This window comes from Thermithiobacillus tepidarius DSM 3134, from assembly GCF_000423825.1.
Taxonomy (GTDB): domain Bacteria; phylum Pseudomonadota; class Gammaproteobacteria; order Acidithiobacillales; family Thermithiobacillaceae; genus Thermithiobacillus; species Thermithiobacillus tepidarius.
In genome coordinates this window covers 21,030-46,283 of sequence record NZ_AUIS01000012.1, presented here as the reverse complement: position 1 = coordinate 46,283, position 25,254 = coordinate 21,030, and the positions used below count along the sequence as shown (strand labels likewise).

Sequence of the window (25,254 nt, the reverse complement as noted above, 5' to 3'; positions counted from 1 at the left end):
GGCCCTAGCGGACGGACCTTAGAACTTCAGCACCAGCACGGCGCCGAGCAGCAGCGCGGCTCCCAGCCCGCGCCAGACGTTGAAAGGGTGGGCGGCAAAGCCGACCAGCCCGAAGTGATCCAGCAGCAGGGATGCGAGCAGCTGGCCCGCGACGACGAGGGCCACCAAGGTGGCCGCCCCCAGCCGGGGAGCCAGGATCACCGAGGCGGCCACATAGAGTGCTCCCAATACCCCGCCCATCCATGCCCATGCCGGGACGGCGAGCAGCGCGCCCAGCGTGGGCCATGGCAGCCGCAAAGTCGTTGCGTACAGCAGCAGAATGAGTGTGCCCACCCCGAAAGAAGCCAGCGCCGCGAGCACGGCGTGCCCGAGCCAGTCGCGCAGCTGCGTGTTGATCCCGATCTGGAAGGGCAAGGCTGAACCCACCAGCAGCGCAATGCCTGCGTAAAGATATTTCGTGGACATGGATTTTCCGGCTCGACCTGATCGACTCGCCTGGCTACAGCTTAAGGGTGGACGGCCTGGCGCAACAGGAACTTTCGCCGGGAGCGAAGCTTTGCAAGGGGGATATAGGATATCGACCGGGGCGCGCGCGGCTTGGACGGCCGCTGGGAAAAGTGGCGCTCCCAAGGGGGTTCGAACCCCTGTTACCGACGTGAGAGGCCGGTGTCCTGGACCACTAGACGATGGGAGCGGCGAGTCGTTCATTATATGAATATTCGCGCCTTTGGCAAGGGGCCCGGAGTCGCTCCGGCGCCTTCCGAGTGCGCCGATGGTCCGTTTCCGCAAAAAAGGTGGATTTGGTGTAAACTTTTAATCCTTGGAGCGCTCGCCAGCGTTCGCATCGGCACGGGTTTGCACAGACAGGATAAAAGTCTTGGTTTCTTTGAAAGAGTTCATAGGTGAGAGCGGGGAGCAGAAAGCGGCGTCGCCACAAGGCGCTCCGGCGCCCCGGGACGAAGCGGCTCCGCCGATCATCCCGCGGGCCGAGCACGGCATCTCCCGCAAGCAGATCAGCCAGGCGGCCCTGCGCGTGCTGTACGGGCTCAAGGACGCCGGTTATCAGGCTTATCTGGTGGGCGGCGGCATCCGCGATCTGCTCCTGGGCCGCGAGCCGAAGGACTTCGACGTCACCACCGACGCGCGACCGGAGGAGGTGCGGCGGATCTTTCGCAACTCTCGCCTGATCGGGCGCCGCTTCATCCTGGTGCACGTGCACTTCCAGGGCGAGATCATCGAGGTGGCCACTTTCCGGGGCAGTGGCGCTTCTCCGGCACTGGACGACGAAACGCCCGAGGAGGGCGAGGATCAGCGCGAGCTCATGGTCCAGGACGAGAGCGGGCGGTTGCTGGCGGACAACGTCTACGGCAACATGGAGGAAGACGCCTTTCGGCGGGACTTCTCGGTCAACGCCCTGTACTACAACATCGCCGACTTCTCGCTCGTGGACTACGTGGGCGGCCTGGAAGACCTGCGCGCCGGCCGCCTGCGCGTCATCGGCGATCCGGCCAGCCGCTACCGCGAGGACCCGGTGCGCATGCTGCGCGCGGTGCGCTTTGCCGCCAAGCTCGGTTTTCGCATGAGTCCGGAAACCGAGGCGCCGCTCAGAGAGCTTGGCCATCTGCTGCGCGACGTGCCGCCGGCCCGCCTCTTCGATGAAACCTTGAAGCTCTTCCTCAGCGGCCACGCGGTCGAGAGCTACGAACTCCTGCGCCACTACGACCTGTTCCAGCATCTCTTTCCCGCCACCGAGGCGGCCTTGGCGCAGGAGGTGCAGCACTTTCCGCTGGTGCTGCTGATGCAGGCCCTGGCCAACACGGACGAGCGGGTGCAGATGGGCAAGGCGGTCACCCCGGCCTTCCTCTTCGCCGCCCTGCTGTGGGAGCCCGTGCGCCTGCGTGCGGCCGAGCTGCAGGCAGCCGGCCTGCAGGACGGCTTGGCGTTGCAGCAGGCGGCCACCGAGGTGGTGCAGGAGCAGATCGGGCGCGTGGCGATCCCCAAGCGCTTTTCCGTGCCGATGCGCGAGATCTGGGAGCTGCAGCCGCGCTTCAGCCGCCGCGGCGGACGCCGCCCGTTTGCGCTGCTGGCTCATCCGCGCTTTCGCGCCGCGTATGATTTTCTGCTGCTGCGCGCGGCCAGCGGCGAGGCGGACGAGGCCCTGGCCCAGTGGTGGACCGCCTTCCAGGAGGCCGACGACGCCGGTCGCGGCGAACTGGTGCGCACTGCCAAGCACAGCGCGGGCGCCGAGGAGGGGCCGGCCGGTCCGCTCAAGCCCAAGCGCCGTCGCCGGCGGCGCCCGCGTCCGGCGCCGGAGTCGAGTGCTTCGTGACTGTCGAGGGCAGCATGCCGCCCGTGCCCGGCTGCGGCGAGGACGAGCCGCACGGCGGGCCGCGCTGCCTGATCGCCACCCACCAGCAGGCCGACCTGGATGGCTTTGCCTCTCTGCTGGCCGCCAGCCTGCTGCACCCCCACTGCCTGCCGGTACTGCCCGGCGGCGCCGGCGCAGAACTGCGCCGCCTGCTGGCCGAGCGTCCGCACTTGGCCGAGCGCATCCATGCCCTTGACGCCGTCGAGCTGGATCAGGTGACGTGCCTGGTGCTGGTGGACTGCCGCCAGGCCGAGCGCATCGGTCCCCTGCGCGGCCTGGCGGCGGATGAGCGGGTGCGGGTGCTGAGCTATGATCATCATCCCGCCCAGCCGGGCGACGTCGAGCGCGGCGAGCACGTGAGCGGCGCCACCGGCGCCAACTCGACCCTGCTGGTGGAGTGCCTGCGCGCGCAGGAGCTGGAGCCCAGTCCCGAGGAGGCCACCCTGCTGGCTCTGGGCATTTTCGAGGATACCGGCGGGTTGACCTATGCGGGCGTGAGCCCGCGTGATCTGCAAGCGTTGGCCTGGCTGCTGGAGCGGGGAGCGGATCTGGTGTACGTAGGCCGCTTCCTGCGCCAGGAGCTGAGCGCGGAGCAGGTGCAGCTGCTGGACCGGCTGCTGGCGAACCAGCAGGCGCTGGAGGTCGGCGGCAAGCGCATCCTGCTGACGGCCGCCGTGGTGGATCAGTACATCGACGAGGCGGCGGTGGTGGTCAGCCGCATGCTGGACATGGAGCGCCCCGAGGCCATCTTCGCGTTGCTGGCCCAAGGACCGCGCATCTCCGTGATCGCGCGCGCCGCCGGCGACGGCGCGGTACCGGTGCACGAAATCGCCCAGACGCTGGGCGGTGGCGGCCATCCGATGGCGGCGGCGGCGACGCTGCGCAACGTGACCCTGGCGGAGGCTGAGGAGCAGGTGCTGGCGGCCATCCACCAGCGCCTGTCCGCGCCGCCGCGGGCCGAGGACATCATGGCGCGCCCGGTGCACTCGGCGGCCGCCGGCTGCACGGTGGCGGCGGGACTGGCCCTGCTGGGCCGCTACCCCCACCGCGGCATGCCGGTGCTGGACGAGCAGGGTCGCCCCGCCGGCTACGTGCACCGGCGCCTGCTGGAAAACGCGCAGCGGCACGGGCTCGGCGACCGGCCCCTGGCGGACTATGCCGAACCGCTGCCGATCATCGCCCAGGACAGCCGCCTGGCCGCCGTGCGCGAGGTCCTGCGCCACTCCCCGACGCCCATGCTGGGCGTGGTCGACACGGCCGGCCGGCTGAGCGGCGTCATCACACCGGCGGACCTGCGCCATCTGGAGCTCACCCACGCCCTGCCGCCGTCCCACCCCTTAGGCCCGCGCAACCTGGCCCGGCGCCTGCGGGGCCAATGGGGCGAGCGCCGCACCCGGCGCCTGCGCGAGTTGGGGCAGGCGGCGGCGGAGATCGATCTGCGCGCTTATCTGGTGGGAGGCAGCGTGCGGGACCTCCTGCTCAACCAGAGCACCCAGGATCTCGACGTGGTGGTGGAGGGCGCGGCGCCGGCGCTGGCCCGCCGCCTGCAGGAGCGCACGCCCGGCGTGCGGGTGGTCACCCATGCCGCCTTCGGCACCGCGACCCTGATCTTTCCCGACGGCGAGCGCCTGGACCTGGCCAGCAGCCGCGTGGAGCACTATGCCGCCCCGGCGGCCCTGCCGATGATCGAGCTGGGCGGCATTCATGCGGATCTGTGGCGGCGGGATTTCACCATCAATGCCATGGCCATGGACATTCATCCGGCCCGCTTCGGCGATCTGCTGGATCCCTATCATGGTCTGACCGACCTGCGCGAGCGGCGCATCCGCATCCTGCACAGCCTGTCCTTCGTGGAGGATCCCACGCGCATCCTGCGGGCGGTGCGCTTCGAGGCGCGCTTGGGTTTTTGCATGGACGAGCAGAGCCAGCGCCTCGCCCTGAACGCCCTGCATCTGGGTGTCTTCGAGCAGTTGTCCGGCGCGCGCCTGTGGCGGGAGCTGCGTTATCTCTTCGATCTGCCCCAGGCCGCGGCCGCCTGGGAGCGGCTCGGGCGCCTGCACCTGTGGACGGTGCTGCGCGGGGAGCCGGCCAAGGATCCCACCCTGCTGCTGGCGCGCGGCAAACGCGCGCTGGAAATGCTGCAGTGGTACCATTTACTATTCCGACCCGAAGCGGTGCGGCCCTGGGCGGTGCTGCTGCGGGTGTTGCTGGGCGATCTGGCGGAGCCCGCCCTGCGCCGGCGCCTGCACGAGTTCCAGCTGGCGGCGCGCGATGCCTCTGTGCTGCTGGCGGACCTGCGGCAGCTGCGTCCGCTGGCGCAGCGCCTGCGGGAGCGCCTGGAGCCGTGGCCGCGCTACCAGGCGCTCGCTCCCGTGAGTCTGGAGGGACTGCTGGCTCTGATGGCCTGGAGCGACAATGAGCTGTTGCGCGAGCAGGTTTCGGACTACATCCAGCATCAGTATGATTTGGCCTTGCCCCTGGACGGCGCGGACCTCCTCGCCCTGGGCGTGCCGCAGGGACCGCGCATCGGCGAATGGCTGCAGTGGCTGCGCCGGGCCGTGGTGGAAGGGCGGGTGCAGGACAGGGAGACGGCGCAGCGGTGGATCAGACAGGGCTTGCAGCAGGAAACACAAAGTCCGTAGCGGGGCCGGTCACGGCGTGGATCGGCTTGGGCAGCAACCTGGCGGACCCGGTGCAGCAGGTCAGAAGGGCGCGAGAGGCCCTGGCGCGGCTGCCGGATACGCGCCTGCACAAGTGCTCGCACCTGTACCGCACCCGGCCGGTGGGCGGCGTGGCGCAGCCGGATTTCATCAACGCCGTGGCCGGCATCGTCACCGGGCTGTCGCCCGAGGCGCTCTTCGCCGCCTTGCTGGAGATCGAGGCGCGCGCCGGGCGCTGCCGCGCCCGGGAGACCCGCTGGGGGCCGCGCACGCTGGATCTGGATCTGTTGCTCTTCGGCGATCTGGCGCTGCGCTCGGGCGATCTGGAGATCCCGCATCCGCGCCTCGGCGAGCGAGCCTTCGTGCTGGCGCCGCTGGCGGAAGTGGCGGGTGATTGGCTGCTGCCCACCGGGCAGAGCGTGGCCGCGGCCTGGGCGCAGTGTCCGGACCGGGGCGCGGTGGAGCGGCTGGTGGACGCCTGAGGGGCGTCCGCCGGCAGTACGAGGAAGCAGTGTTATGGATTTGACAGACGCCCGTTACATCGTGGTGGAAGGGCCCATCGGCGCCGGCAAGAGCACGCTGGCGCGCCGTCTGGGAGAGGCGCTGGGCGCCTCCCTGTTGCTGGAACAGGCAGAAGAGAATCCCTTCCTGCCCGGCTTCTACGAGGATCCGGCTCGCCACGCCCTCTCGACCCAGCTCTTTTTTCTGCTGCAGCGCGCGCGGCAGCTGGAAGGCCTGCGCCAGGGCGATCTGTTTCAGCCGCGCACGGTGGCGGATTTCATGTGGGAGAAGGACCGCCTGTTCGCCGCCCAGACCCTGTCCGCCGACGAACTGGCGCTTTACGATCAAGTGCATCGCGCACTGAGCACCAGCGCACCGACTCCGGACCTGGTCATCTATCTGCAAGCGCCAGTGGAGTTGCTGCTCAACCGCATCCGCCGCCGCGGCATCGCCTACGAGCAGCATATCGGCAGCGACTATCTGCAGGAGCTGGTCGCCGCCTACAATCATTTTTTCCACCAGTACGACGCCTCGCCGCTGCTGATCGTCAACGCGGAACACATGGATTTTCTCAACAGCGCCGACGACTTGGCCTTGCTGCTCGCCCGCTTCCGGGACGTGCGCGGCCGGCTGTACCTGAATGCGAGGGCGGGAGGCTAGATGGAGGAGGGGGCCGTGGATGCAGCAGCCGCCGGCGCACGCAGGCGCCTGACCCTGCGCGACTGGGACCGTGCCAAGGGCAATCAGCCTTTGGCCGTGCTCACCGCTTACGACTACACCTTCGCGCGCTTGGCCGATGAGGCGGGCGTGGATGCCCTGCTCGTGGGTGATTCGCTGGGCATGGTCTTCGCCGGGCACGAAAATACCCTGTCCGTGACCCTGGAGCAGATGGTGTACCACACGGAAGCGGCGGCGCGCGGACGCCGCCGCGCTCTGCTGATCAGCGACTTGCCCTTCCTGAGCTACCAGGAAAGCCCGGCCCAGGCCTTGCGCAGCGCGGGCGCGCTGCTGCGGGCCGGGGCGGAGGTGGTGAAGCTGGAGGGCGGGGCGGCCATGGTCGAGACCGTTGCCTTCCTGAGTCAGCGGGGCATTCCCGTCTGCGGCCACATCGGCCTGACGCCGCAGGCGGTGCATCAGCTGGGCGGCTATCGCCGGCAGGGACGTGATGCGGTGGCCGCCGCCCGCCTGCGCGAGGAAGCGCGCCTGCTGGCCGATGCCGGCGCCCGGCTGCTGGTGCTGGAGGCCATCCCGGCGGAGCTGGCCGCGCAGATCACCGCTGCGCTCCCCATCCCCACCATCGGCATCGGCGCCGGGCCCCACTGCGATGCCCAGGTGCTGGTGCTGAATGACGCCCTCGGCCTCTTCCTGGGCCGGAGCCCGGCTTTCGCCAAGACTTATGTGGACGGCGCGGGTATAATGGCCGATGCCTTGGCCCGCTACGTGGCCGAGGTGCATGGCCGGCAGTTTCCCTCCCTCTGAAGCGGTAGAGCAATGGTTTTCCTGAAGGATACGAACGACGTCAAGGCGTGGCGTACGGTGGCGGGCAGCTCCGTTGCCCTGGTACCCACCATGGGCAACCTCCATGACGGGCATATGGCCCTGGTGCAGGTCGCCCAGCAGCGCGCGGACATGGTCATCGTCAGCATCTTCGTCAACCCCCTGCAATTCGGCCCGCGCGAGGACTTCGCCAGCTATCCGCGCACCCTGAACGAAGATTTGGCACGCCTGCAGGAAGCCGGCGTGAACGCCGTCTTCGCGCCGGCCGAGGAGGTGCTGTACCCGCATGGGCGCACCGGCCTGAGCCTGGTCATGCCCGCCGCTTCCCTGAGCAAGGATCTGTGCGGCGCCGCCCGGCCGGGGCATTTCGTCGGCGTCACCACGGTGGTGGCCAAGCTCTTCAACATCATCCAGCCGCAGCTCGCCGTGTTCGGGGAGAAGGACTTCCAGCAGCTGCAGGTGGTGCGGCAGATGGCGCGCGATCTCAACTTTCCGGTGCAGGTTGTCGCTGTGCCGACGGTGCGCGAAGCGGATGGACTGGCCATGAGTTCCCGCAACGCCTATCTCGCCCCCGAGGAGCGGCGGCGGGCGCCCCTGCTCTACACCACTCTGCAGGATCTGGCCCGGCGAGTGGCTGCGGGCGAGCGGGATGTGGCCGCGCTGCGCCGGGCCGCCTGGGAGACCCTGGAGCTGGAAGGCCTGGTGCCCGAGTATCTGGAGCTCTTGAATGCCGCGGATCTGCGGCCGGTGGAGCAGTTCGCCGGCGAGTTGCGCTGGTTCGCCGCCGTGCGCCTGGGAGGCACCCGGCTCATTGATAATGTGCCGGTAAATCTAGGATAATGAAAAATTTGCCGGGCAGCGCTGCGGCAAAGGGCGCCGCGCGGGAACGAGGGTCTCGCGGCCGCCACGCCGATTGATCGAGGAGGGAATGGATGTTCATTCAGATGCTGAAGGCCAAGTTGCATCGGGTCACGGTGACGCACGCCGAGCTGCATTACGAGGGTTCGTGCGCCATCGACGCGGATCTCCTGGCGGCGGCCGGCATCCGTGAATACGAGCAGATCCACATCTACAACGTGAACAACGGCGAGCGCTTCACCACCTATGCCATCCGCGCCGAGCCCGGCTCCGGCGTCATCTCCGTGAACGGCGCCGCCGCTCACAAGGCCAATCCGGGCGATCTCGTCATCATCGCCGCCTATTGCGGCCTCAGCAGTGCCGAGGCGGAGGTGTTCAAGCCGCGCCTGGTCTACGTGGACGCTCAGAACCGTGTCATTCGTATCGGGCACGACATTCCCATGCAGGCGGCCTCCTAAGGCCGCCTCCGCCGTCCTGCAGCGCCTCCTCCCTCCGTCGTTGAACCCGCCTCCGGCAAAGCGATCCAAGAAGAACCCGTTCCCGGCATCGACGCATCGCCGCAAGGAGGCTTCATGCAGCTTTGCAAGACCCAGGCGCAGTTCCTTCGTCAAGGCCAGCCGCTGGCGCCCGGCGTTCCCCTCTGGAAAGTCGTTCCCACCCGCGACGAGGAGGGGCGGCCCGTCAGCGATTTCATGATGATCATTCCCGGGCTGGCCAAGCGACCGCCCCTGATCATCGACGCCACCCTGCAACGGGTGCAGCGGGTGCTGGGCCGCTATCAGGAAGTGGTGTTCGCCAATTTCAACCTGCGCTTGAATCTCCTGTGGGTGTCCGTGCGCAACAAGCCCGGCATCACCCTGGAGGTGGCGGCGGCCATCAAGGTGCGGGTGCCGGAGGCGCTGCTGGTGGCGCCGAAGCTGGAAAGATGAAAGCACTGGCGCATCCTGCCGTTCTCCATTGAGAAATCGCGTCCCGGCGCATACACTGGCGCGGTCCCAGAATGACCGGAGTGCGCCTTGTCCCTGTCCGTCGCCCGCTACAAGCTGTTGTTCCAGGCCACGGTCACCGTGGCCCTGCTGGCGTGGCTGATCGGGCGGCTGGAATGGCGCGACCTGCTGCGTGCCATGCTGGCGGCCCAGCCCGGCTGGCTCGCCCTGGCCCTCGCCCTCTACGTTGCCAACCTGATGGTTTCCGCCGTGCGCGGCCGCGCCATCATGCGCAGCTTGGCGCGGCCCATGCCGCTGCCGCTGCTGCTGCGCCTGAACTGGGTGGGGGCCTTCTTCAATCAGGTCCTGCCGGGCGCGGTATCGGGCGATGCCGTGCGTGCCTACTACAGCCGTCCCTATGCCGGCACCCTTACCACGGCCCTGGCCGCGGTCTTCGGTGAGCGCTTGATCGGGCTCGGCGTGCTCGTTCTGCTGGCGCTCGGCGCCTGCCTGCTGAACGGCGCGGCCATGGCGGGCCTGCCGCATGTGCTCTGGGTGCTCGGCCTGGCCGCATCGGGCTATCTGCTCGGCCTCGGTCTGCTGCTGGCATCCGGCGGGGATGGGCTGCTCCGCCGCCTCGGCCGCGTCGGCGAGAAGCTGCGGGAGGCGCGGCTGGCGTTGCGCGCCTTGTTCCGCCATGGGCCGGACCTCTTCCAGGTGCTGTTGCTCTCGCTTGTCGTGCAGGTGCTGTCGCTCTTCATGTTCTGGGCGGTGGGCCGCGCCCTGGGCCTGCAGCTCGGCATGGCGGCGGTCTGGATCATCTGGCCGCTGGTGACGCTGCTGACCATCCTGCCCGTGTCGCTGGCCGGCTGGGGGGTGCGCGAGGGCCTGCTGGTCTTCTATCTCGCTTACGTGGGGGTGGCGGCGGACCAGGCCCTGGCTCTGTCCGTGCTCACTGGCGTGGTTGTCCTGCTGGCGAGCCTGCCGGGCGGGCTGCTGTGGCTTTCCTTGGGCGGCGGGTTGAAGGACGTGCTGGCCGACAAGGCGTGAGCAGGTCGCCGTCGGCCGGTAGCGGGCGGAGCGAACCAAACGGCGCCGGGACGGTCTATGTTTCGGAAGCCGGCGTGTAGCCTAAGGTCGCATTGACCCCGGACGGCAAATTTCTTAAAATCACGCCCGTGATCGGCAGTAAAAATCGCTTAAATTTCAGGATTCTCGGCGGGAGGGGCTACCCCTCCCGTTTTTGCATGTGCGGCTCAGGAGTGGACAAGGCGTGAAAGCATTGCTGGCATTGGAGGATGGCACGCTGTTTTGGGGCGAGGGCATCGGCAGTCAGGGGCAGGCCGTCGGCGAATTGTGCTTCAATACGGCCATGACCGGTTACCAGGAGATCCTGACGGATCCCTCCTACGCCCGGCAGATCGTCACCCTGACCTATCCCCACATTGGCAACGTGGGCACCAACCGGGCCGACGCCGAGAGCGGTGCGGTCTACGCCGCCGGCCTGGTGATTCGCGATCTGCCGCGCCGGGCGAGCAACTGGCGCAGCGAGCAGACGCTGGAGCGCTATCTCAAGGACAACCGCGTGGTCGCCATCGCCGGCATCGACACGCGCCAGCTGACCCGCCTGCTGCGCGAAAAGGGTGCGCAGAATGCCGCTCTCGTCTGCGGCGAGCACATCGATGCCGAGGCCGCCCTGGCCGCCGCCCGGAATTTCCCGGGCCTCGACGGCATGGACCTGGCCAAGGTGGTCAGCGAGCCGGCCCCCTACGAGTGGGCGCAGGGCAGCTGGACCCTGGCCGGCGGCCTGCCGCATGCGCCGCACCCGCTGGACGAGAAGCTGCCGCGCCACGTGGTGGCCTATGATTTCGGAATCAAGCGCAACATCCTGCGCATGCTGGTGGACCGCGGCTGCCGCGTGACCGTGGTGCCGGCCGAGACCCCGGCCCGCGAGGTGCTGGCCCTCGATCCGGACGGCGTCTTTCTCAGCAACGGTCCCGGCGACCCGGCACCCATGGACTATGCCCAGCAGGCCACCCGCGAGATCCTCGAGCAGGGAGTGCCGCTCTACGGCATCTGCCTCGGGCACCAGTTGCTGTGCCTGGCCCTAGGCGCCAAGTCCCTGAAGATGAAGTTCGGCCATCACGGCGCCAATCACCCGGTCAAGGATCTGGACTCCGGCCGCGTCTTCATCAGCAGCCAGAATCACGGCTTCGCCATCGACGCCGAGACGCTGCCGGCCACCCTGCGGGTCAGCCACGTCTCGCTCTTCGACGGCAGCCTGCAGGGCGTGGCGCACACGGAGCTGCCCGCCTTTTCCTTCCAGGGCCACCCCGAGGCCAGCCCCGGGCCCCACGAGATGGGCTATCTTTTCGACCGCTTCGTAGACCAGATCGACGCCTACCGGAAGAGCCGCAGACATCATGCCTAAACGTACCGACATCCGCAGCATCCTCATCATCGGCGCCGGGCCCATCATCATCGGCCAGGCCTGCGAGTTCGACTATTCCGGCGCCCAGGCCTGCAAGGCCCTGCGTCAGGAGGGCTATCGGGTCATCCTGGTCAACTCCAACCCGGCCACCATCATGACCGACCCGGAAATGGCCGACGCCACCTATATCGAGCCCATCGAATGGCGCACGGTGGCGCGCATCATCGAGGCCGAGCGGCCCGACGCCCTGCTGCCCACCATGGGCGGCCAGACCGCGCTCAATTGCGCTCTGGATCTGGCCCGCGAGGGCGTGCTGGAGCGCTACGGCGTGGAGCTCATCGGCGCCAGCGTGGAGGCCATCCGCAAGGCCGAGGACCGCGAGCTCTTCAAGGAAGCCATGCAGAAGATCGGTCTGGACATGCCGCGCTCGGCCTTCGCCCACAGCATGGACGAGGCGCGGGCCGTGATCGAGGAGATCGGTTTTCCGGCCATCATCCGCCCGTCCTTCACCCTGGGCGGCACCGGCGGCGGCATCGCCTACAACCGCGAGGAGTTCGAGGAGATCGCCGCGCGCGGCCTGGATGCCAGCCCCACCTCGGAGATCCTGGTCGAGGAATCGGTGATCGGCTGGAAGGAGTTCGAGATGGAGGTGGTGCGCGATCGCCAGGACAACTGCATCATCGTCTGCTCCATCGAGAACCTGGATCCCATGGGCATCCACACTGGCGACTCCATCACCGTGGCGCCGGCCCAGACCCTGACGGACAAGGAATACCAGATCATGCGCAACGCCTCCATCGCGGTGCTGCGCGAGATCGGCGTGGATACGGGCGGCTCCAACGTCCAGTTCGCCGTCAACCCGGACAACGGGCGCATGATCATCATCGAGATGAATCCGCGGGTGTCGCGCTCCTCGGCGCTGGCCTCCAAGGCCACCGGCTTTCCCATTGCCAAGGTGGCGGCCAAGCTCGCCGTGGGCTACACCCTGGACGAGCTGCAGAACGACATCACCCAGGTCACGCCGGCCAGCTTCGAGCCGACCATCGACTATGTGGTCACCAAGATCCCGCGCTTTACCTTCGAGAAGTTTCCCCAGGCGGACGCGCGCCTGACCACCCAGATGAAATCGGTGGGCGAAGTCATGGCCATGGGCCGGACTTTCCAGGAGTCCTTCCAGAAAGCGCTGCGCGGCCTGGAAGTGGGCGTGGACGGCCTGGACGAGAAGGTGCGCCGCGACGACCCCGAGGCCGCCGCCCGCGTGGATCACGAGCTGCGCGTGCCGGGCGCCGAGCGCATCTGGTACGTGGCCGATGCCTTCCGCCTGGGCTGGAGCCTGGCGCAGGTGCACGATGCCACCCGCATCGATCCCTGGTTCCTGGAGCAGATCGAGGAAATCGTGCACACCGAGGAGGCCCTGCGCGGCACGCCCCTGGCCGCCATCGACAAGGGGCGCATGCTGGCGCTCAAGCGCATGGGCTTCTCCGATCGCCGCCTGGCCAAGCTGCTGGGCACGCGCGAGGACATCGTGCGCGAGTCGCGCCACCGGCACGGCGTGCATCCCGTCTACAAGCGCGTCGACACCTGCGCCGCCGAGTTCGACTCGAAGACGCCCTACATGTACTCCACCTACGAGGACGAATGCGAGGCGCGGCCGAGCGCGCGCGACAAGATCGTCATCCTCGGCGGCGGTCCCAACCGCATCGGCCAGGGCATCGAGTTCGACTACTGCTGCGTGCATGCCGCCCTGGCCCTGCGCGAGGATGGTTATGAAACCATCATGGTCAACTGCAACCCGGAGACGGTGTCCACCGACTACGACACCTCCGACCGCCTCTACTTCGAGCCGGTGACGCTGGAGGACGTGCTGGAGATCGTCCGTCTGGAGCAGCCCAAGGGCGTCATCGTGCAGTTCGGCGGACAAACGCCCCTGAAGCTGGCCAACGACCTGGAGGCCGCAGGCGTGCCCATCATCGGCACCACCCCCGACTCCATCGACCTGGCCGAGGACCGCGAGCGCTTCCAGCAGCTGTTGAGCCGCCTCAACCTGCGCCAGCCGCCCAATCGCATCGCCCGCACCGCCGAGGAGGCGCGCGAGCGTGCCCGCGAGATCGGCTATCCGCTGGTGGTGCGCCCCTCCTACGTCCTCGGCGGCCGCGCCATGGAAATCGTCTACAGCGAGGAGGACCTGGAGCGCTACATGCGCGAGGCGGTGCGCGTGTCCCAGGACCAGCCCGTGCTGCTGGACCGCTTTCTCAACGATGCCACCGAAGTGGACATCGACGCCGTCAGCGACGGCCAGGCGGTGGTGATCGGCGGCATCATGGAGCACATCGAGCAGGCGGGCGTGCACAGCGGCGACTCGGCCACCTGCCTGCCGCCCTTCAGCCTGTCGCCGGCCGTCCAGGAGGAATTGCGCACGCAGACCAAGGCCATGGCCCAGGCGCTGCACGTGGTCGGCCTGATGAACGTCCAGTTCGCCGTGCAGGGCGACGACATCTATGTGCTGGAGGTCAACCCGCGCGCCTCGCGCACCGTGCCCTTCGTCTCCAAGGCCACCGGCCGGCCGCTGGCCAAGGTGGCGGCGCGCTGCATGGTGGGCCAGAGCCTGGCGTCCCAGGGCGTGGGGGCGGAGATCGTGCCGGCCCACTTCAGCGTCAAGGAAGCGGTCTTCCCCTTCATCAAATTCCCGGGCGTGGATGTCCTGCTCGGGCCCGAGATGAAGTCCACCGGCGAGGTGATGGGCGTCGGCGACAGTTTCGGCGCCGCCTTTCTCAAGGCCCAGCTCGGCGCCGGCGATCGCCTGCCCAGCCAGGGGCGCGTGTTCCTGAGCGTGCGCGACGCGGACAAGCCGGGCTTGGTGGAAGTGGCCCGCGATCTGGCGGATCTCGGCTTCGAGCTGCTCGCCACCCGGGGCACGGCCGAATTCCTGGCCCGGCACGGGGTGCCGGTGGAGCCGGTCAACAAGGTGACCGAGGGGCGTCCCCACATCGTGGACCACATCAAGAACGGCGAGGTCCAGCTCATCATCAACACGGTGGAGCGCAAGGAAGCCGTGCAGGCGTCCTACAGCATCCGTCGGGCGGCGCTGCAGCAGCGGATCACCTACTACACCACGCTGGCCGGCGCGGTCGCCGCCTGCGCCGCCCTGCGCGTGCAGGCGGGCGGCAGCTCGGGGGTCACGCAGCTGCAGCGGCTGCACGAGAGCTTGTTGTCGGATCGGAATTCATTGAAGGAGAAGAGTGCATGAGCAGCAAGGTGCCGATGACAGTCGTAGGGGCGCAGCGCCTCCGAGAGGAGTTGCAGCGCCTCAAGACCGTGGAGCGCCCCGCAGTGATCGAGGCGATTGCCGAGGCGCGCTCCAAGGGCGATCTGTCGGAAAACGCCGAGTACGATGCCGCCAAGGAGCGCCAGGGCTTCATCGAGGGGCGCATCATGGAGCTGGAGGACAAGCTGGCCCGTGCACAGATCATCGATCCCAAGGACCTCAGTGCCGAGGACAAGGTGGTGTTCGGTGCCACCGTGCGCCTGGAGGATGCCGACGGCAACGAGGTGACCTATCAGATCGTCGGCGACGACGAGGCGGACATCAAGGAAAACAAGGTGTCCATCAGTTCGCCCATCGCCCGTGCCCTGATCGGCCGGCGTGAGGGGGACGTGGTGGAAGTCAAGGCGCCCGGCGGTGTGCGGGAGTACGAAATCCTGCAAGTTGCCTACCTGTAGTCCACCCTTTTTTCCGCAAGCGTGAACAAGCTGTTGCCGCGCCTCGACCGCCTGCTGCTGTCCCTCTGGACGGGTGCCCTGCTGTTCATGGGCGCCGTCGTGGCGCCGCTGCTCTTCGCCCAGTTGCCCACCCGCCATCTCGCCGGCGAGATGGCGGGCGTGCTCTTTGCCTATCTGGATTGGATGGGCGTGGCCCTCGGCCTGTGGTTCTTCATGCGCGCGCGGTACTGCGGGCGGCGCGCCTGGCCGTGGCTGCTGGTGGCCGCCGGGCTGCTCGCCAACCGGCTCCTGATCACGCCCATGATGGAGCAGATCAAGGCGCTGGGGCCGGTCGATGCCCTGCCTGCCGGCAGCCCGCTCTTGCTGCGCTTCGGCATGCTGCACGGTGTGTCCAGTCTGATCTTCTGGCTGGTCGCCGGCTTCCTGCTGTGGCAGGTGTGGCGGAGCGGGAGCGTGGAGCGGTGAAAGATGAATCGTGGGAGCGGGCGCCCCGGCGGCCATTCACCACTCACCAAGCGCCGGTCACTTGGGCAGCACGATGCGCTGTTTTTCCCCGGGCCGGTAGAGCACCACGATGCGGCCGATGCGCTGTACCGTCTCCGCGGACACCCGCGCCGCCATCTCCTCCGCCATGTGTTCCCGCTCCTCGCGCTCCAATGCCGGCAGGCGCACCTTGAGCAGTTCGTGATGCGCCAGGGCCCGATCCAGTTCGGCGAGCACGGCGTCGGAGACGCCCGCCTCGCCCACCAGGACGGTCGGATTCAGGGAATGGGCCAGGCCCTTCAGGTACTGCCGTTGTTTGGGATTTAGCATGGTGGCTCTGCCGGTTGAGGTTTCGCGCAGTATAGCCTTTTGTCCGTTGGATTTGGAGAATCAATTGGAGCAGGATGTCTTTGCCCGACCCAAGTTGGCGCTGGCGCTGGTTCTCGTGCTGCTGGTGCCGGTGCTGCTGCTGAGCCTGCGCCTGTCCGCGCCCTGGGACATGCTGCTGGCCGGCGCTTATGGGCTGGGCAGTGCGTTGTACCTGCTGATCCGCACCCGGCGCACGCTGGCGGCGCATCGCGAGGACGGCCATGAGTAAGTCCAGTCACCGCTGGCTGAAGGAACACTTCAACGATCCTTTCGTCAAGCGTGCCGCCAAGGAGGGCTATCGTTCCCGCGCCGCCTACAAGCTGCTGGAGATCCAGGAGAAGGACCGCATCCTGCGCCCCGGCATGCGCGTGGTGGACCTGGGCGCCGCGCCGGGTGGCTGGAGCCAGGTGGCGGCCCGCATCCTGGGCGACCGGGGCCAGGTCATCGCCCTGGACCGCCTGCCCATGGATCCCATTCCCCATGTCACCTTCATCCAGGGTGACTTCAACGACGAAGCGGTCTACGAGGCGCTCATGGCGACCCTGGAAGGGCAGCCGGTGGACCTTGTAATTTGCGACATCGCCCCCAATATGAGTGGCATCAACGTGGTGGACCAGGCGCGCGCCATGCAGCTGGCCGAACTGGCTCTGGATTTCGCCGTGCAGGTGCTGAAGCCGGGCGGCGCCTTCCTGATCAAGGTCTTCATGGGGGCGGGCGCCGATGCGTTGCGCGCCCAGATCAAGAGCCGCTTCCAGCGCCTGGTAGTGCGCAAGCCCGAGGCCTCGCGGGCCCGCTCGGCGGAGCAGTACTGGCTGGCCACCGGGTTCAAGGGCGCCTGAGGCGAGCCGGCTGGCGGTCCGGCGGCGCACGCCTGCGGCCGCTTGCTGTCCGCTCCCCGGCGTGCTGCGCTGGCGACTCCGTCTTTAGAGTGGTATTTTAAACTTTGTCCAGAACCTACCATTAGGTCATGTTGTCTTAGCTTTACTGCCTGACAGCGCAAGGAGCCGTACTTGAACAACTTGGCTAAGAACATAGCTTTATGGGCCATCATCGGGTTGATCCTGATGATGGTCTTCCAGAATTTCAACCAGGGTACCAGCTCGACGCAGACCCTGGACTTCTCCGAGTTCATGAACAGCGTGAAGAACGGCAACGTGAACCAGGTGACCATCCAGGGCGACCGCATCGATGGTGTCCTGGCCAGTGGTGAGCGCTTCCGCGTGTTCACGCCCAATGACCCCGGCCTGGTGCGCGACCTGCTGAACTCGGGGGTCAACATCAAGGTGAAGCCGGAGGAGGGCCAGTCCCTGCTGGTCTCCATCCTGATCTCCTGGTTCCCCATGCTGCTTTTGATCGGCGTGTGGATATTCTTCATGCGGCAGATGCAAGGGGGCGGCGCCGGCGGCCGGGGAGCCATGTCCTTCGGCAAGAGCCGCGCGCGCATGCTCACCGAGGACAACAACAAGGTGACCTTCGCCGACGTGGCGGGCGTGGACGAGGCCAAGGAGGAGCTGGCCGAGATCGTCGAGTTCCTGCGCGATCCGCAGAAGTTCCAAAAGCTGGGCGGCCGCATTCCCAAGGGCGTGCTGCTGATGGGCTCGCCCGGTTCCGGCAAGACCCTGCTGGCCAAGGCCATCGCCGGCGAGGCCAAGGTGCCTTTCTTCTCCATTTCCGGCTCCGACTTCGTCGAGATGTTCGTCGGCGTGGGCGCCTCGCGCGTGCGTGACATGTTCGAGCAGGCCAAGAAGCACGCGCCCTGCATCATCTTCATCGACGAGATCGATGCGGTCGGCCGCCAGCGCGGCGCCGGCCTGGGCGGCGGCAACGATGAGCGCGAGCAGACCCTGAACCAGCTGCTGGTGGAGATGGACGGCTTCGAGGGCAGCGAGGGCATCATCGTCATCGCCGCCACCAACCGGCCCGACGTGCTGGATCCGGCCCTGCTGCGTCCCGGCCGCTTCGACCGCCAGGTGACCGTGCCGCTGCCCGATATTCGCGGCCGCGAGCAAATCCTGCAGGTGCACATGCGCAAGCTGCCCCTGGCCCCCGACGTGGACCCCAAGGTGATCGCCCGCGGCACGCCCGGCTTCTCCGGGGCGGATCTGGCCAATCTGACCAACGAGGCCTCCCTGATGGCGGCTCGCCGCAACAAGCGGCTGGTGGACATGCAGGACTTCGAGGACGCCAAGGACAAGGTGATGATGGGCGCCGAGCGCAAATCCATCGTCATGTCCGACAAGCAGAAGGAGACCACGGCCTATCACGAGTCGGGCCATGCGGTGGTGGCCAAGCTGCTGCCGGGCACCGATCCGGTGCACAAGGTGACCATCATTCCGCGCGGCCGGGCCCTGGGCCTGACCATGCAGCTGCCCACCGAGGATCGCTTCAACTACGAGCGCAACGAGATCCTCAACAACATTGCCATCCTGATGGGTGGCCGGGTGGCGGAGGAGGTCTTCCTCAATCAGATGACCACCGGTGCCGGCAACGACATCGAGCGGGCCACCGATCTGGCGCGCAGGATGGTGACCCAGTGGGGCATGAGCGACCTGGGGCCGCTGGTGATCGGCGAGAAGGAGGAGGAGCTGTTCCTTGGCCGCGAGATCACCAAGCACTCCAACATCTCCGAGGACACCGCCAAGGCCGTGGACGAGGAGGTGCACCGCATCGTCAAGGAGCAGTACCAGCGCGCCCGCCATCTGGTCGAGATGCACCGGGACAAGGTGGAGGCCATGACCCAGGCCCTGCTCAAGTACGAGACCCTGGACGCCGATCAGGTCAATGACATCATGGCGGGACGGGAAGTGCATCCCAAGGCCGAGGGCGGCTCCGGTCCGAGCGCCGGTACCCCCGCGCCGGCAGCTCCGGCGCCCGAGGGCCAGGAAACACCTTCCCTGAAGCCGGGCAGCCATCCGGTCTGAGACCGCCGGTGGTGCATCGCAAAAACCTGTGACCATCCTGGACTGCAATGGGCGCCGGCTGGATCTCGGCCGGCCCCGGATCATGGGCATCCTCAACATCACCCCCGATTCCTTTTCGGACGGGGGCTCTTTTTTTGCGCCTGCGGCTGCGGTGGAGCGGGCGCGTCGCATGGTGGAGGAGGGCGCCGATATCATCGACATCGGCGGCGAGTCCACCCGGCCCGGGGCGCAGCCCGTGGGCGTCGAGGAGGAGCTGCGGCGCGTGCTGCCGGTGGTGGAGGCGGTGGCGGCCAGCGTCTCCGTGCCCATTTCCATCGATACTTACAAGGCGGCGGTCATGCGCGAGGCCTGCGCCCGCGGCGCCGGCCTCATCAATGACGTGACCGCTCTGCGCGGCGACCCCGAAGCCCTGGCCACGGCGGTCGCCCTGGGGGTGCCGGTCTGCCTGATGCACATGCAGGGCACGCCCCGGGACATGCAAGGGCGGCCCCAGTACGCAGACGTGGTCCGCGAGGTGCGGGATTTCCTGCGGGAACGCGCCCTGGCCTGCCAAGCCGCGGGCATTGCGGCGGAGCGCATCGTGCTCGATCCGGGCTTCGGTTTTGGCAAGAATGACGCCCATAACCTCAGCCTGCTGAAGCATCTGGACCAGCTGGCGGCGCTCGGCTACCCCGTTCTGGCGGGCCTGTCCCGCAAATCCTTGATCGGACGGACCTTGGGCCTGCCCATGGAGGAGCGCCTGGAAGGCGGCTTGGCGCTGGCGGTGCTGGCCGTCTGGCAAGGGGCACGGATCATCAGGACGCACGACGTGCGCGCCACGGCGCGGGCAATGAACATGGCCGCAGCGGTGCTGCGCGCCGATTGAAGCAAAGGGGAAGACATGGCAAGAAAATGGTTTGGCACCGACGGCATCCGCGGGCGGGTGGGGGAGCTCCCCATCATGCCCGATCTCATTCTCAAGCTCGGCTGGGCGGCCGGCCACGTGCTGGCCGGGCACGTCAAGGGCCGGGGCCGGGTGCTGATCGGCAAGGACACGCGCCTGTCGGGCTATCTGCTTGAATCGGCCCTGGAGGCGGGCTTGGCCTCCGCGGGGCTCAACGTGCTCCTGGTCGGACCGCTGCCTACCCCGGCTATTGCCTATCTGACCCGTGCCCTGCGCGCCGATGCCGGCATCGTGATCAGCGCTTCCCACAATCCCTACGCCGACAACGGCATCAAGTTCTTTTCCGGTGACGGCTACAAGCTGCCCGACGCGGTCGAGGCGGAGATCGAGGAATGGCTAGAGCGACCCCTGACCCTGCCGGCCCCGGATCAGCTGGGCAAAGCCAAGCGGGTGGACGACGCGGCCGGCCGCTATGTGGAATTCTGCAAGCATACCTTCCCCGGCCACGAGGATCTCAACGGCTTGCGGATCGTGGTTGACTGCGCCCATGGCGCCACCTACAAGGTGGCGCCCATGGTCCTGCAGGAGCTCGGCGCCACGGTGATCGCCATGGGCAATCAGCCCGACGGACTGAACATCAATGACGGCGTCGGCTCCACCGATCCCGCCCTGCTGCAGCAGAAGGTGGTGGAGGAGGGTGCCCATCTGGGCATCGCCTTCGACGGCGACGGCGACCGCGTGGTGCTGGTGGACGAGCGTGGACAGCTGGTGGACGGCGACCAGATCCTCTACGTCATAGCCAGCGCCATGCAGGCCCAAGGCACGCTGCAGGGCGGCGTGGTGGGCACGGTGATGAGCAACCTCGGGCTGGAGCGGGCCCTGGCGGCACAGGGCATTCCGTTCCAGCGCGCCGCCGTCGGCGACCGCTACGTGCTGGAAAAGATGCGCGAGGCCCGCTGGAGCCTGGGCGGCGAGACCTCCGGCCACATCATCACCCCCAACAACACCACCGGCGACGGCATCGTGGCGGCGCTCAAGGTCCTGGCCGTCATGCGCGAGCGCGGCCAGCCGCTCTCCGCATTGGTCGCCGCCATGCCGCGGCTGCCGCAGATTCTCAAGAACGTGCGGCTGGGCCAGCGCTTGGACTACCGCGGCTTTCCCGAAGTGCTGGCCGCCATCCGCAGTGCCGAGGAACGGTTGGCCTCGCGGGGACGCTTGCTGGTGCGCCCCTCCGGCACGGAAGCGCTGCTGCGCATCATGGTGGAAGGCGAGGACGATGCCATGATCGATCAAGTGGCCGACGAGATCGCAACGGCGGTCGTGGCCGCCATGGGCAAGGCCGCGCAGGGGAATTGACCGGCCCTGATCCCGCCGTTACTATGCCGCTCTATCTCGAAATTTGCGGAGGATGAAATGCGGCAACCCTTGGTGGCGGGCAACTGGAAGATGAACGGCACGCGCTGGGAGGCGGAAAGTCTGGCCAAGGCCATCAAGGCCAGCGAGCCGGATCCCGCCCAGGTGGAAGTCCTGGTTTGTCCGCCCTTCACGGCCATCGATTGCGTCGGCGAGATTCTCAAGGGCAGCGCCATCCGCTACGGCGCCCAGAATCTGTTCTGGGAGAAGAGCGGCGCTTACACCGGCGAGGTCTCCGGCGAAATGCTGCGCGATCTGGGTTGCCGCTACGTCATCCTCGGCCATTCGGAGCGCCGCCAGTACTTCGGCGAGACTGACGAGGTGGTCGTGAAGAAGTACCAGGCCGCCAAGCGGGCGGGTCTGGTGCCCGTCGTCTGTGTCGGCGAGACCGAAAGCGAGCGCGCGGCCGGCCAGACGGAAGCGGTGGTGGGGCGGCAGATCCAGGCCCTGCTCCAGGCCGCCGACCCGCAGACCTGGCAGGGCACGGTGGTCGCCTACGAGCCCGTGTGGGCCATCGGCACCGGCCTGACGGCCACGCCCGCGCAGGCGCAGGAGGTGCATGCCTTCCTGCGCCGCCAGCTGGCGGCGTTCGACGAGGCGGCGGCGCAGTGCACCCGGATTCTCTACGGCGGCAGCGTCAAGGCCGACAATGCCGCGGAGCTCTTTGCCCAGGCCGACATCGATGGCGGCTTGGTGGGCGGCGCCTCGCTGAATGCCGAGGAATTTCTCAAAATTTGCGCGGCAGCCGCGGGGGCCTAGGCCGGCGGCCGCCGGATTTGCTTGGATACAGGATCTGACATGTACATTCTTTTGACAGTGCTGCACATTTTCATTGCCCTGGGGCTGGTGGCCCTGGTCCTGCTGCAGCGAGGGCAGGGCAGCGAAATCGGCTCGGCCTTCGGCAGCGGCGCGTCGCAGACCGTGTTTGGCAGCCAAGGGTCGGCCAATTTCCTGACCCGCACGACAGCGGTGCTGGCGGCGCTCTTTTTCCTGAACAGCCTGGCGCTGGCCTACCTGTCGACCCGCGGCAACGATGACAGCGTGATGAGCAGCGTGACCGCGCCGGCCCGTTCCGCGGCCCCGATCCAATCGCAACCGGCGGCCCCGGTGCAGCCGCTGCCGGCCCCGCTCTCCGGCCAGGGCGCTCCCAGTCAGCCGACTGGCGCTGTCCCGCCCGCCGGGCAGCCGTAGGGCGAAAACCGGCCTTTGGCATTGTCTACTGGCTTAGAATTTGGTTTAATTCTCATAACGCCGAAGTGGTGAAATTGGTAGACACACCGTCTTGAGGGGGCGGCGGCGCAAGCCATGCCGGTTCGAGTCCGGCCTTCGGCACCAATTTCCAAAGAACAGCCTGAACAAGGCTGTTTTTTTGCGCCCGCAACCAGCTAAGCTGTTGTTTGATATGGGTATATGTAAAACTTTGGCTTGACACGCCAAGTTGGGCCGGCCTAGACTGGATCGCTTGCGGCGCATGCCTGCAGCCGCGGCGAAAAGGGCGGTGATTGCGCCAATTGAGTGCTGTGACTCGCAAAAGTTCCCAGGAGAAGAGGGGATGCTGGAAAACTACTTACCGGTTTTGATCTTCATCGTGGTGGCGCTGCTGGTCGGCGTGGTGCCGCTGGCGATGGGCTTCCTGCTGGCGCCCAACAAGCCCGACAGCGAAAAGCTGTCCCCCTACGAATGCGGCTTCGAGGCTTTCGAGGACGCGCGCATGAAGTTCGACGTCCGTTATTATCTCGTCGCCATCCTGTTCATTCTGTTCGATCTGGAAATCGCGTTTCTCTTTCCGTGGGCCGTGGTGCTGGACGAAATCGGCATGCCGGGATTCCTGGCCATGGTGGTTTTCCTGGGCATCCTGGTGATCGGATTCATCTATGAGTGGATGAAAGGAGCACTGGAGTGGGAATAGAAGGTATTCTCGAGAAGGGGGTGGTGACCACCACCGTCGACAAGCTGATCAACTGGACCCGGACCGGCTCCCTCTGGCCCATGACCTTCGGCTTGGCCTGCTGCGCCGTGGAGATGATGCACGCCGGCGCCTCGCGTTATGATCTGGACCGCTTCGGCATCGTTTTTCGTCCAAGTCCACGACAATCGGATGTGATGATCGTGGCTGGCACGCTGGTGAACAAGATGGCGCCGGCGCTGCGCAAGGTCTACGACCAGATGGCCGAGCCGCGCTGGGTGGTGTCCATGGGCTCCTGCGCCAACGGCGGCGGCTACTATCACTACTCGTATGCGGTCGTGCGCGGCTGTGACCGCATCGTGCCCGTCGATATCTATGTGCCCGGCTGCCCGCCGACGGCCGAGGCGCTGCTCTACGGCTTGGTCCAGTTGCAGAACAAGATCAAGCGGACGAACACCATTGCCCGGTAGGTGCCCATGAGTCAGTATCTGGAAAATCTGTCTACGCGCATTCAGGAGTTGCTGGGGGACAAGGTGCGCAACGCGCGCCTGGCCCTGGGCGAGCTCACCGTCGAGCTGGCGCGCGAGGACCTGGCGCAGTCCTGCCTGGCACTGCGCGATGATGCCGCCTGCCGCTTCGAGCAGTTGATCGACCTGTGCGGCGTGGACTACCTGGAATACGGCGACGGCGCCTGGACCGGCCCGCGCTTCGCGGTGGTCTACCACCTGCTGTCCGTCAGCCTGAACCAGCGGGTTCGCCTGCGCGTGTTCCTGGATGACGATGCGCCGGTGCTGGCCTCCGTCAACGACGTCTGGAGCAGCGCCAACTGGTTCGAGCGCGAAGCCTTCGATCTCTACGGCATCATCTTCGAGGGCCATCCGGACCTGCGCCGCATCCTCACCGACTACGGCTTCGTGGGCCACCCCTTCCGCAAGGACTTCCCCCTGGTCGGCCTGGTGGAAATGCGCTACGACGCCGACCGCCAGCGAGTCGTCTACGAGCCCACCTCGACGGAGGAACGCAACAACGTTCCCCGCATCATTCGCGAGGAGCCGAATCTCCATGGCTGAAATCCGCAACTACACCCTGAACTTCGGCCCCCAGCATCCTTCCGCCCATGGCGTGCTGCGCCTGGTGCTGGAGCTGGACGGTGAAGTGATCGAGCGTGCCGATCCGCACATCGGCCTCTTGCATCGCGGCACGGAAAAGTTGGCCGAGCACAAGACCTTCCTCCAGAGCGTGCCCTACATGGACCGTCTGGATTACGTGTCCATGATGTGCAACGAGCACGCCTACGTCATGGCCATCGAGAAGCTGCTGGGCATCGAGGTGCCGGAGCGGGCCCAATACATCCGCGTCATGTTCGACGAGCTGACGCGCATCCTGAACCATCTGCTGTGGCTGGGGGCGCATGCCCTGGACATCGGCGCCATGACCGTATTCCTCTACGCTTTCCGCGAGCGCGAGGACCTCATGGACATGTACGAGGCGGTGAGCGGGGCGCGCATGCACGCAGCCTACTACCGTCCCGGCGGCGTGTTCCGCGACCTGCCGGACCGCATGCCTCAGTACGAGCCGTCTCCCTATCGCGATGCCGAGCGCCTCAAGGAGCTGAACCGCAATCGCCAGGGCAGCCTGCTGGACTTCATCGAGGATTTCACCGAGCGCTTCCCGGCTTACGTGGACGATTACGAAACGCTGCTCACCGACAACCGCATCTGGAAGCAACGTACCGTCGGCATCGGCGTGGTCTCGCCGGAGCGCGCCCTGAACCTTGGCTTCACCGGCCCCATGCTGCGCGGCTCCGGCATCGCCTGGGACCTGCGGCGCAAGCAGCCCTACGAGATCTATGACCGCCTGGATTTCGATATCCCCATCGGCAAGAACGGCGACTGCTATGACCGCTACCTGGTCCGCATCGAGGAGATGCGCCAGAGCAACCGCATCGTCAAGCAGTGCGTGGACTGGCTACGGCAGAACCCGGGGCCGGTGATCACCGAAGACTACAAGGTGGCGCCGCCGCCCCGCGAGACCATGAAGGGCAGCATGGAGGCGCTGATCCATCACTTCAAGCTCTTCACCGAGGGCTTCTCCGTCCCGCCGGGCGAAGCCTACGCGGCGGTGGAGCATCCCAAGGGCGAGTTCGGCATTTATCTGGTTTCCGACGGCGCCAACAAGCCCTACCGGATGAAGATCCGCGCGCCCGGCTTCCCGCACCTGGCCGCTCTGGACGAGATGGCGCGCGGTCACATGATCGCGGACGTGGTCGCCATCATCGGCACGCAGGACATTGTTTTCGGCGAAATTGATAGGTAGTC

Annotated in this window: 26 protein-coding genes and 2 tRNA genes; 25 read left to right on the top strand and 3 right to left on the bottom strand. The window is 67.1% G+C overall.

Annotated features, from left to right (window positions below; genetic code table 11):
• Positions 1 to 18: 18 nt before the first annotated feature.
• Positions 19 to 465 (bottom strand): DMT family transporter, encoded by a 447-nt coding sequence (locus tag G579_RS0107875; protein WP_028989752.1) that lies wholly within the window; start codon positions 463 to 465, stop codon positions 19 to 21.
• A 153-nt stretch (positions 466 to 618) separates the two neighbouring features.
• Positions 619 to 694: transfer RNA gene (locus G579_RS0107870), tRNA-Glu, on the bottom strand.
• A 183-nt stretch (positions 695 to 877) separates the two neighbouring features.
• Here G579_RS0107870 and pcnB point away from each other — a divergent pair.
• From pcnB to G579_RS18235, 13 genes are all read left to right on the top strand, one after another.
• A complete protein-coding gene (pcnB, locus tag G579_RS16530) occupies positions 878 to 2,329 on the top strand; it encodes a polynucleotide adenylyltransferase PcnB (protein ID WP_230973824.1) in 1,452 nt (483 codons plus the stop codon).
• On the top strand, positions 2,326 to 5,010 hold the full coding sequence (locus tag G579_RS16525) for a CBS domain-containing protein (protein WP_155989772.1): 2,685 nt from the start codon (positions 2,326 to 2,328) through the stop codon (positions 5,008 to 5,010). Before pcnB ends, G579_RS16525 begins: the two co-directional genes overlap by 4 nt.
• 26 nt (positions 5,011 to 5,036) lie before the next feature.
• Positions 5,037 to 5,510 (top strand): 2-amino-4-hydroxy-6-hydroxymethyldihydropteridine diphosphokinase, encoded by a 474-nt coding sequence (gene folK / locus G579_RS0107855; RefSeq protein WP_230973823.1) that lies wholly within the window; start codon positions 5,037 to 5,039, stop codon positions 5,508 to 5,510.
• Positions 5,511 to 5,544: 34 nt separating this feature from the next.
• A complete protein-coding gene (locus G579_RS0107850; RefSeq protein ID WP_028989750.1) occupies positions 5,545 to 6,189 on the top strand; it encodes a deoxynucleoside kinase in 645 nt (214 codons plus the stop codon).
• A 48-nt stretch (positions 6,190 to 6,237) separates the two neighbouring features.
• Complete coding sequence (panB, locus tag G579_RS0107845) at positions 6,238 to 7,008, top strand: 3-methyl-2-oxobutanoate hydroxymethyltransferase (RefSeq protein ID WP_230973826.1); 771 nt, start codon at positions 6,238 to 6,240, stop codon at positions 7,006 to 7,008.
• Between the two features lie 12 nt (positions 7,009 to 7,020).
• The gene (gene panC / locus G579_RS0107840) at positions 7,021 to 7,866 is read left to right on the top strand and encodes a pantoate--beta-alanine ligase (protein WP_028989748.1); all 846 of its coding nucleotides are present in this window, start codon (positions 7,021 to 7,023) and stop codon (positions 7,864 to 7,866) included.
• A 92-nt stretch (positions 7,867 to 7,958) separates the two neighbouring features.
• Positions 7,959 to 8,342 carry an aspartate 1-decarboxylase gene (panD, locus tag G579_RS0107835; protein ID WP_028989747.1) on the top strand — a complete coding sequence of 128 codons (384 nt, stop codon included), beginning with the start codon at positions 7,959 to 7,961 and terminating at the stop codon, positions 8,340 to 8,342.
• A 114-nt stretch (positions 8,343 to 8,456) separates the two neighbouring features.
• Positions 8,457 to 8,813, top strand: coding sequence for a bromodomain-containing protein (locus G579_RS16520; protein WP_038018888.1), 357 nt, complete (start codon positions 8,457 to 8,459; stop codon positions 8,811 to 8,813).
• Positions 8,814 to 8,900: 87 nt separating this feature from the next.
• Positions 8,901 to 9,860, top strand: coding sequence for a lysylphosphatidylglycerol synthase transmembrane domain-containing protein (locus G579_RS16515; protein WP_051181129.1), 960 nt, complete (start codon positions 8,901 to 8,903; stop codon positions 9,858 to 9,860).
• 223 nt (positions 9,861 to 10,083) lie between these two features.
• Positions 10,084 to 11,241, top strand: a complete 1,158-nt coding sequence (gene carA, locus G579_RS0107820) for a glutamine-hydrolyzing carbamoyl-phosphate synthase small subunit (RefSeq protein WP_038018886.1) — start codon at positions 10,084 to 10,086, stop codon at positions 11,239 to 11,241.
• Positions 11,234 to 14,488: a carbamoyl-phosphate synthase large subunit gene (gene carB, locus G579_RS0107815; protein WP_028989745.1), complete on the top strand. Its 3,255-nt coding sequence runs from the start codon at positions 11,234 to 11,236 to the stop codon at positions 14,486 to 14,488. The genes carA and carB overlap by 8 nt, the downstream gene beginning before the upstream one ends.
• Positions 14,485 to 14,961 (top strand): transcription elongation factor GreA, encoded by a 477-nt coding sequence (gene greA, locus G579_RS0107810; protein ID WP_028989744.1) that lies wholly within the window; start codon positions 14,485 to 14,487, stop codon positions 14,959 to 14,961. Before carB ends, greA begins: the two co-directional genes overlap by 4 nt.
• A 21-nt stretch (positions 14,962 to 14,982) precedes the next feature.
• Positions 14,983 to 15,426 (top strand): DUF4149 domain-containing protein, encoded by a 444-nt coding sequence (locus tag G579_RS18235; protein WP_028989743.1) that lies wholly within the window; start codon positions 14,983 to 14,985, stop codon positions 15,424 to 15,426.
• A gap of 57 nt (positions 15,427 to 15,483) precedes the next feature.
• Here the strand turns inward: G579_RS18235 and yhbY are convergent, their stop codons facing one another.
• Positions 15,484 to 15,774 (bottom strand): ribosome assembly RNA-binding protein YhbY, encoded by a 291-nt coding sequence (gene yhbY, locus G579_RS0107800; protein ID WP_028989742.1) that lies wholly within the window; start codon positions 15,772 to 15,774, stop codon positions 15,484 to 15,486.
• Between the two features lie 64 nt (positions 15,775 to 15,838).
• Here yhbY and G579_RS0107795 point away from each other — a divergent pair, with 64 nt between their 5' ends.
• From G579_RS0107795 to G579_RS0107740, 12 genes are all read left to right on the top strand, one after another.
• Positions 15,839 to 16,042 carry a hypothetical protein gene (locus G579_RS0107795; protein ID WP_028989741.1) on the top strand — a complete coding sequence of 68 codons (204 nt, stop codon included), beginning with the start codon at positions 15,839 to 15,841 and terminating at the stop codon, positions 16,040 to 16,042.
• Entirely contained in the window at positions 16,035 to 16,652 is a 618-nt protein-coding gene (gene rlmE / locus G579_RS0107790; protein ID WP_038018880.1) for a 23S rRNA (uridine(2552)-2'-O)-methyltransferase RlmE, read from the top strand. The genes G579_RS0107795 and rlmE overlap by 8 nt, the downstream gene beginning before the upstream one ends.
• Before the next feature lie 171 nt (positions 16,653 to 16,823).
• Entirely contained in the window at positions 16,824 to 18,734 is a 1,911-nt protein-coding gene (ftsH, locus tag G579_RS0107785) for an ATP-dependent zinc metalloprotease FtsH (protein ID WP_028989739.1), read from the top strand.
• Between the two features lie 28 nt (positions 18,735 to 18,762).
• Positions 18,763 to 19,599, top strand: a complete 837-nt coding sequence (gene folP / locus G579_RS0107780; RefSeq protein ID WP_028989738.1) for a dihydropteroate synthase — start codon at positions 18,763 to 18,765, stop codon at positions 19,597 to 19,599.
• 15 nt (positions 19,600 to 19,614) lie between these two features.
• Complete coding sequence (gene glmM / locus G579_RS0107775; protein WP_028989737.1) at positions 19,615 to 20,973, top strand: phosphoglucosamine mutase; 1,359 nt, start codon at positions 19,615 to 19,617, stop codon at positions 20,971 to 20,973.
• 57 nt (positions 20,974 to 21,030) lie between these two features.
• Entirely contained in the window at positions 21,031 to 21,789 is a 759-nt protein-coding gene (tpiA, locus tag G579_RS0107770) for a triose-phosphate isomerase (protein WP_028989736.1), read from the top strand.
• A 39-nt stretch (positions 21,790 to 21,828) separates the two neighbouring features.
• Positions 21,829 to 22,221 carry a preprotein translocase subunit SecG gene (secG, locus tag G579_RS16510; protein ID WP_038018873.1) on the top strand — a complete coding sequence of 131 codons (393 nt, stop codon included), beginning with the start codon at positions 21,829 to 21,831 and terminating at the stop codon, positions 22,219 to 22,221.
• 59 nt (positions 22,222 to 22,280) lie between these two features.
• Positions 22,281 to 22,365: transfer RNA gene (locus G579_RS0107760), tRNA-Leu, on the top strand.
• A gap of 217 nt (positions 22,366 to 22,582) precedes the next feature.
• A complete protein-coding gene (locus G579_RS0107755; protein WP_028989735.1) occupies positions 22,583 to 22,939 on the top strand; it encodes an NADH-quinone oxidoreductase subunit A in 357 nt (118 codons plus the stop codon).
• The gene (locus G579_RS0107750) at positions 22,930 to 23,406 is read left to right on the top strand and encodes a NuoB/complex I 20 kDa subunit family protein (RefSeq protein ID WP_028989734.1); all 477 of its coding nucleotides are present in this window, start codon (positions 22,930 to 22,932) and stop codon (positions 23,404 to 23,406) included. The genes G579_RS0107755 and G579_RS0107750 overlap by 10 nt, the downstream gene beginning before the upstream one ends.
• Positions 23,407 to 23,412: 6 nt before the next feature.
• Positions 23,413 to 24,006: an NADH-quinone oxidoreductase subunit C gene (locus tag G579_RS0107745; protein WP_028989733.1), complete on the top strand. Its 594-nt coding sequence runs from the start codon at positions 23,413 to 23,415 to the stop codon at positions 24,004 to 24,006.
• On the top strand, positions 23,999 to 25,252 hold the full coding sequence (locus G579_RS0107740; protein WP_028989732.1) for an NADH-quinone oxidoreductase subunit D: 1,254 nt from the start codon (positions 23,999 to 24,001) through the stop codon (positions 25,250 to 25,252). The genes G579_RS0107745 and G579_RS0107740 overlap by 8 nt, the downstream gene beginning before the upstream one ends.
• Positions 25,253 to 25,254: the final 2 nt, after the last annotated feature.

Excerpts from the sequence above, each read along its gene's own strand:
- panD (WP_028989747.1), top strand. The coding sequence starts at position 7,959 with ATGTTCATTCAGATGCTGAAGGCCAAGTTGCATCGGGTCACGGTGACG.
- G579_RS0107740 (WP_028989732.1), top strand. The coding sequence starts at position 23,999 with ATGGCTGAAATCCGCAACTACACCCTGAACTTCGGCCCCCAGCATCCT.
- greA (WP_028989744.1), top strand. The coding sequence starts at position 14,485 with ATGAGCAGCAAGGTGCCGATGACAGTCGTAGGGGCGCAGCGCCTCCGA.
- panC (WP_028989748.1), top strand. The coding sequence starts at position 7,021 with ATGGTTTTCCTGAAGGATACGAACGACGTCAAGGCGTGGCGTACGGTG.
- tpiA (WP_028989736.1), top strand. The coding sequence starts at position 21,031 with ATGCGGCAACCCTTGGTGGCGGGCAACTGGAAGATGAACGGCACGCGC.
- G579_RS0107875 (WP_028989752.1), bottom strand. The coding sequence starts at position 465 with ATGTCCACGAAATATCTTTACGCAGGCATTGCGCTGCTGGTGGGTTCA.
- G579_RS0107745 (WP_028989733.1), top strand. The coding sequence starts at position 23,413 with ATGAGTCAGTATCTGGAAAATCTGTCTACGCGCATTCAGGAGTTGCTG.
- yhbY (WP_028989742.1), bottom strand. The coding sequence starts at position 15,774 with ATGCTAAATCCCAAACAACGGCAGTACCTGAAGGGCCTGGCCCATTCC.
- G579_RS0107850 (WP_028989750.1), top strand. The coding sequence starts at position 5,545 with ATGGATTTGACAGACGCCCGTTACATCGTGGTGGAAGGGCCCATCGGC.
- G579_RS16520 (WP_038018888.1), top strand. The coding sequence starts at position 8,457 with ATGCAGCTTTGCAAGACCCAGGCGCAGTTCCTTCGTCAAGGCCAGCCG.
- carB (WP_028989745.1), top strand. The coding sequence starts at position 11,234 with ATGCCTAAACGTACCGACATCCGCAGCATCCTCATCATCGGCGCCGGG.
- secG (WP_038018873.1), top strand. The coding sequence starts at position 21,829 with ATGTACATTCTTTTGACAGTGCTGCACATTTTCATTGCCCTGGGGCTG.
- rlmE (WP_038018880.1), top strand. The coding sequence starts at position 16,035 with ATGAGTAAGTCCAGTCACCGCTGGCTGAAGGAACACTTCAACGATCCT.
- glmM (WP_028989737.1), top strand. The coding sequence starts at position 19,615 with ATGGCAAGAAAATGGTTTGGCACCGACGGCATCCGCGGGCGGGTGGGG.
- G579_RS0107755 (WP_028989735.1), top strand. The coding sequence starts at position 22,583 with ATGCTGGAAAACTACTTACCGGTTTTGATCTTCATCGTGGTGGCGCTG.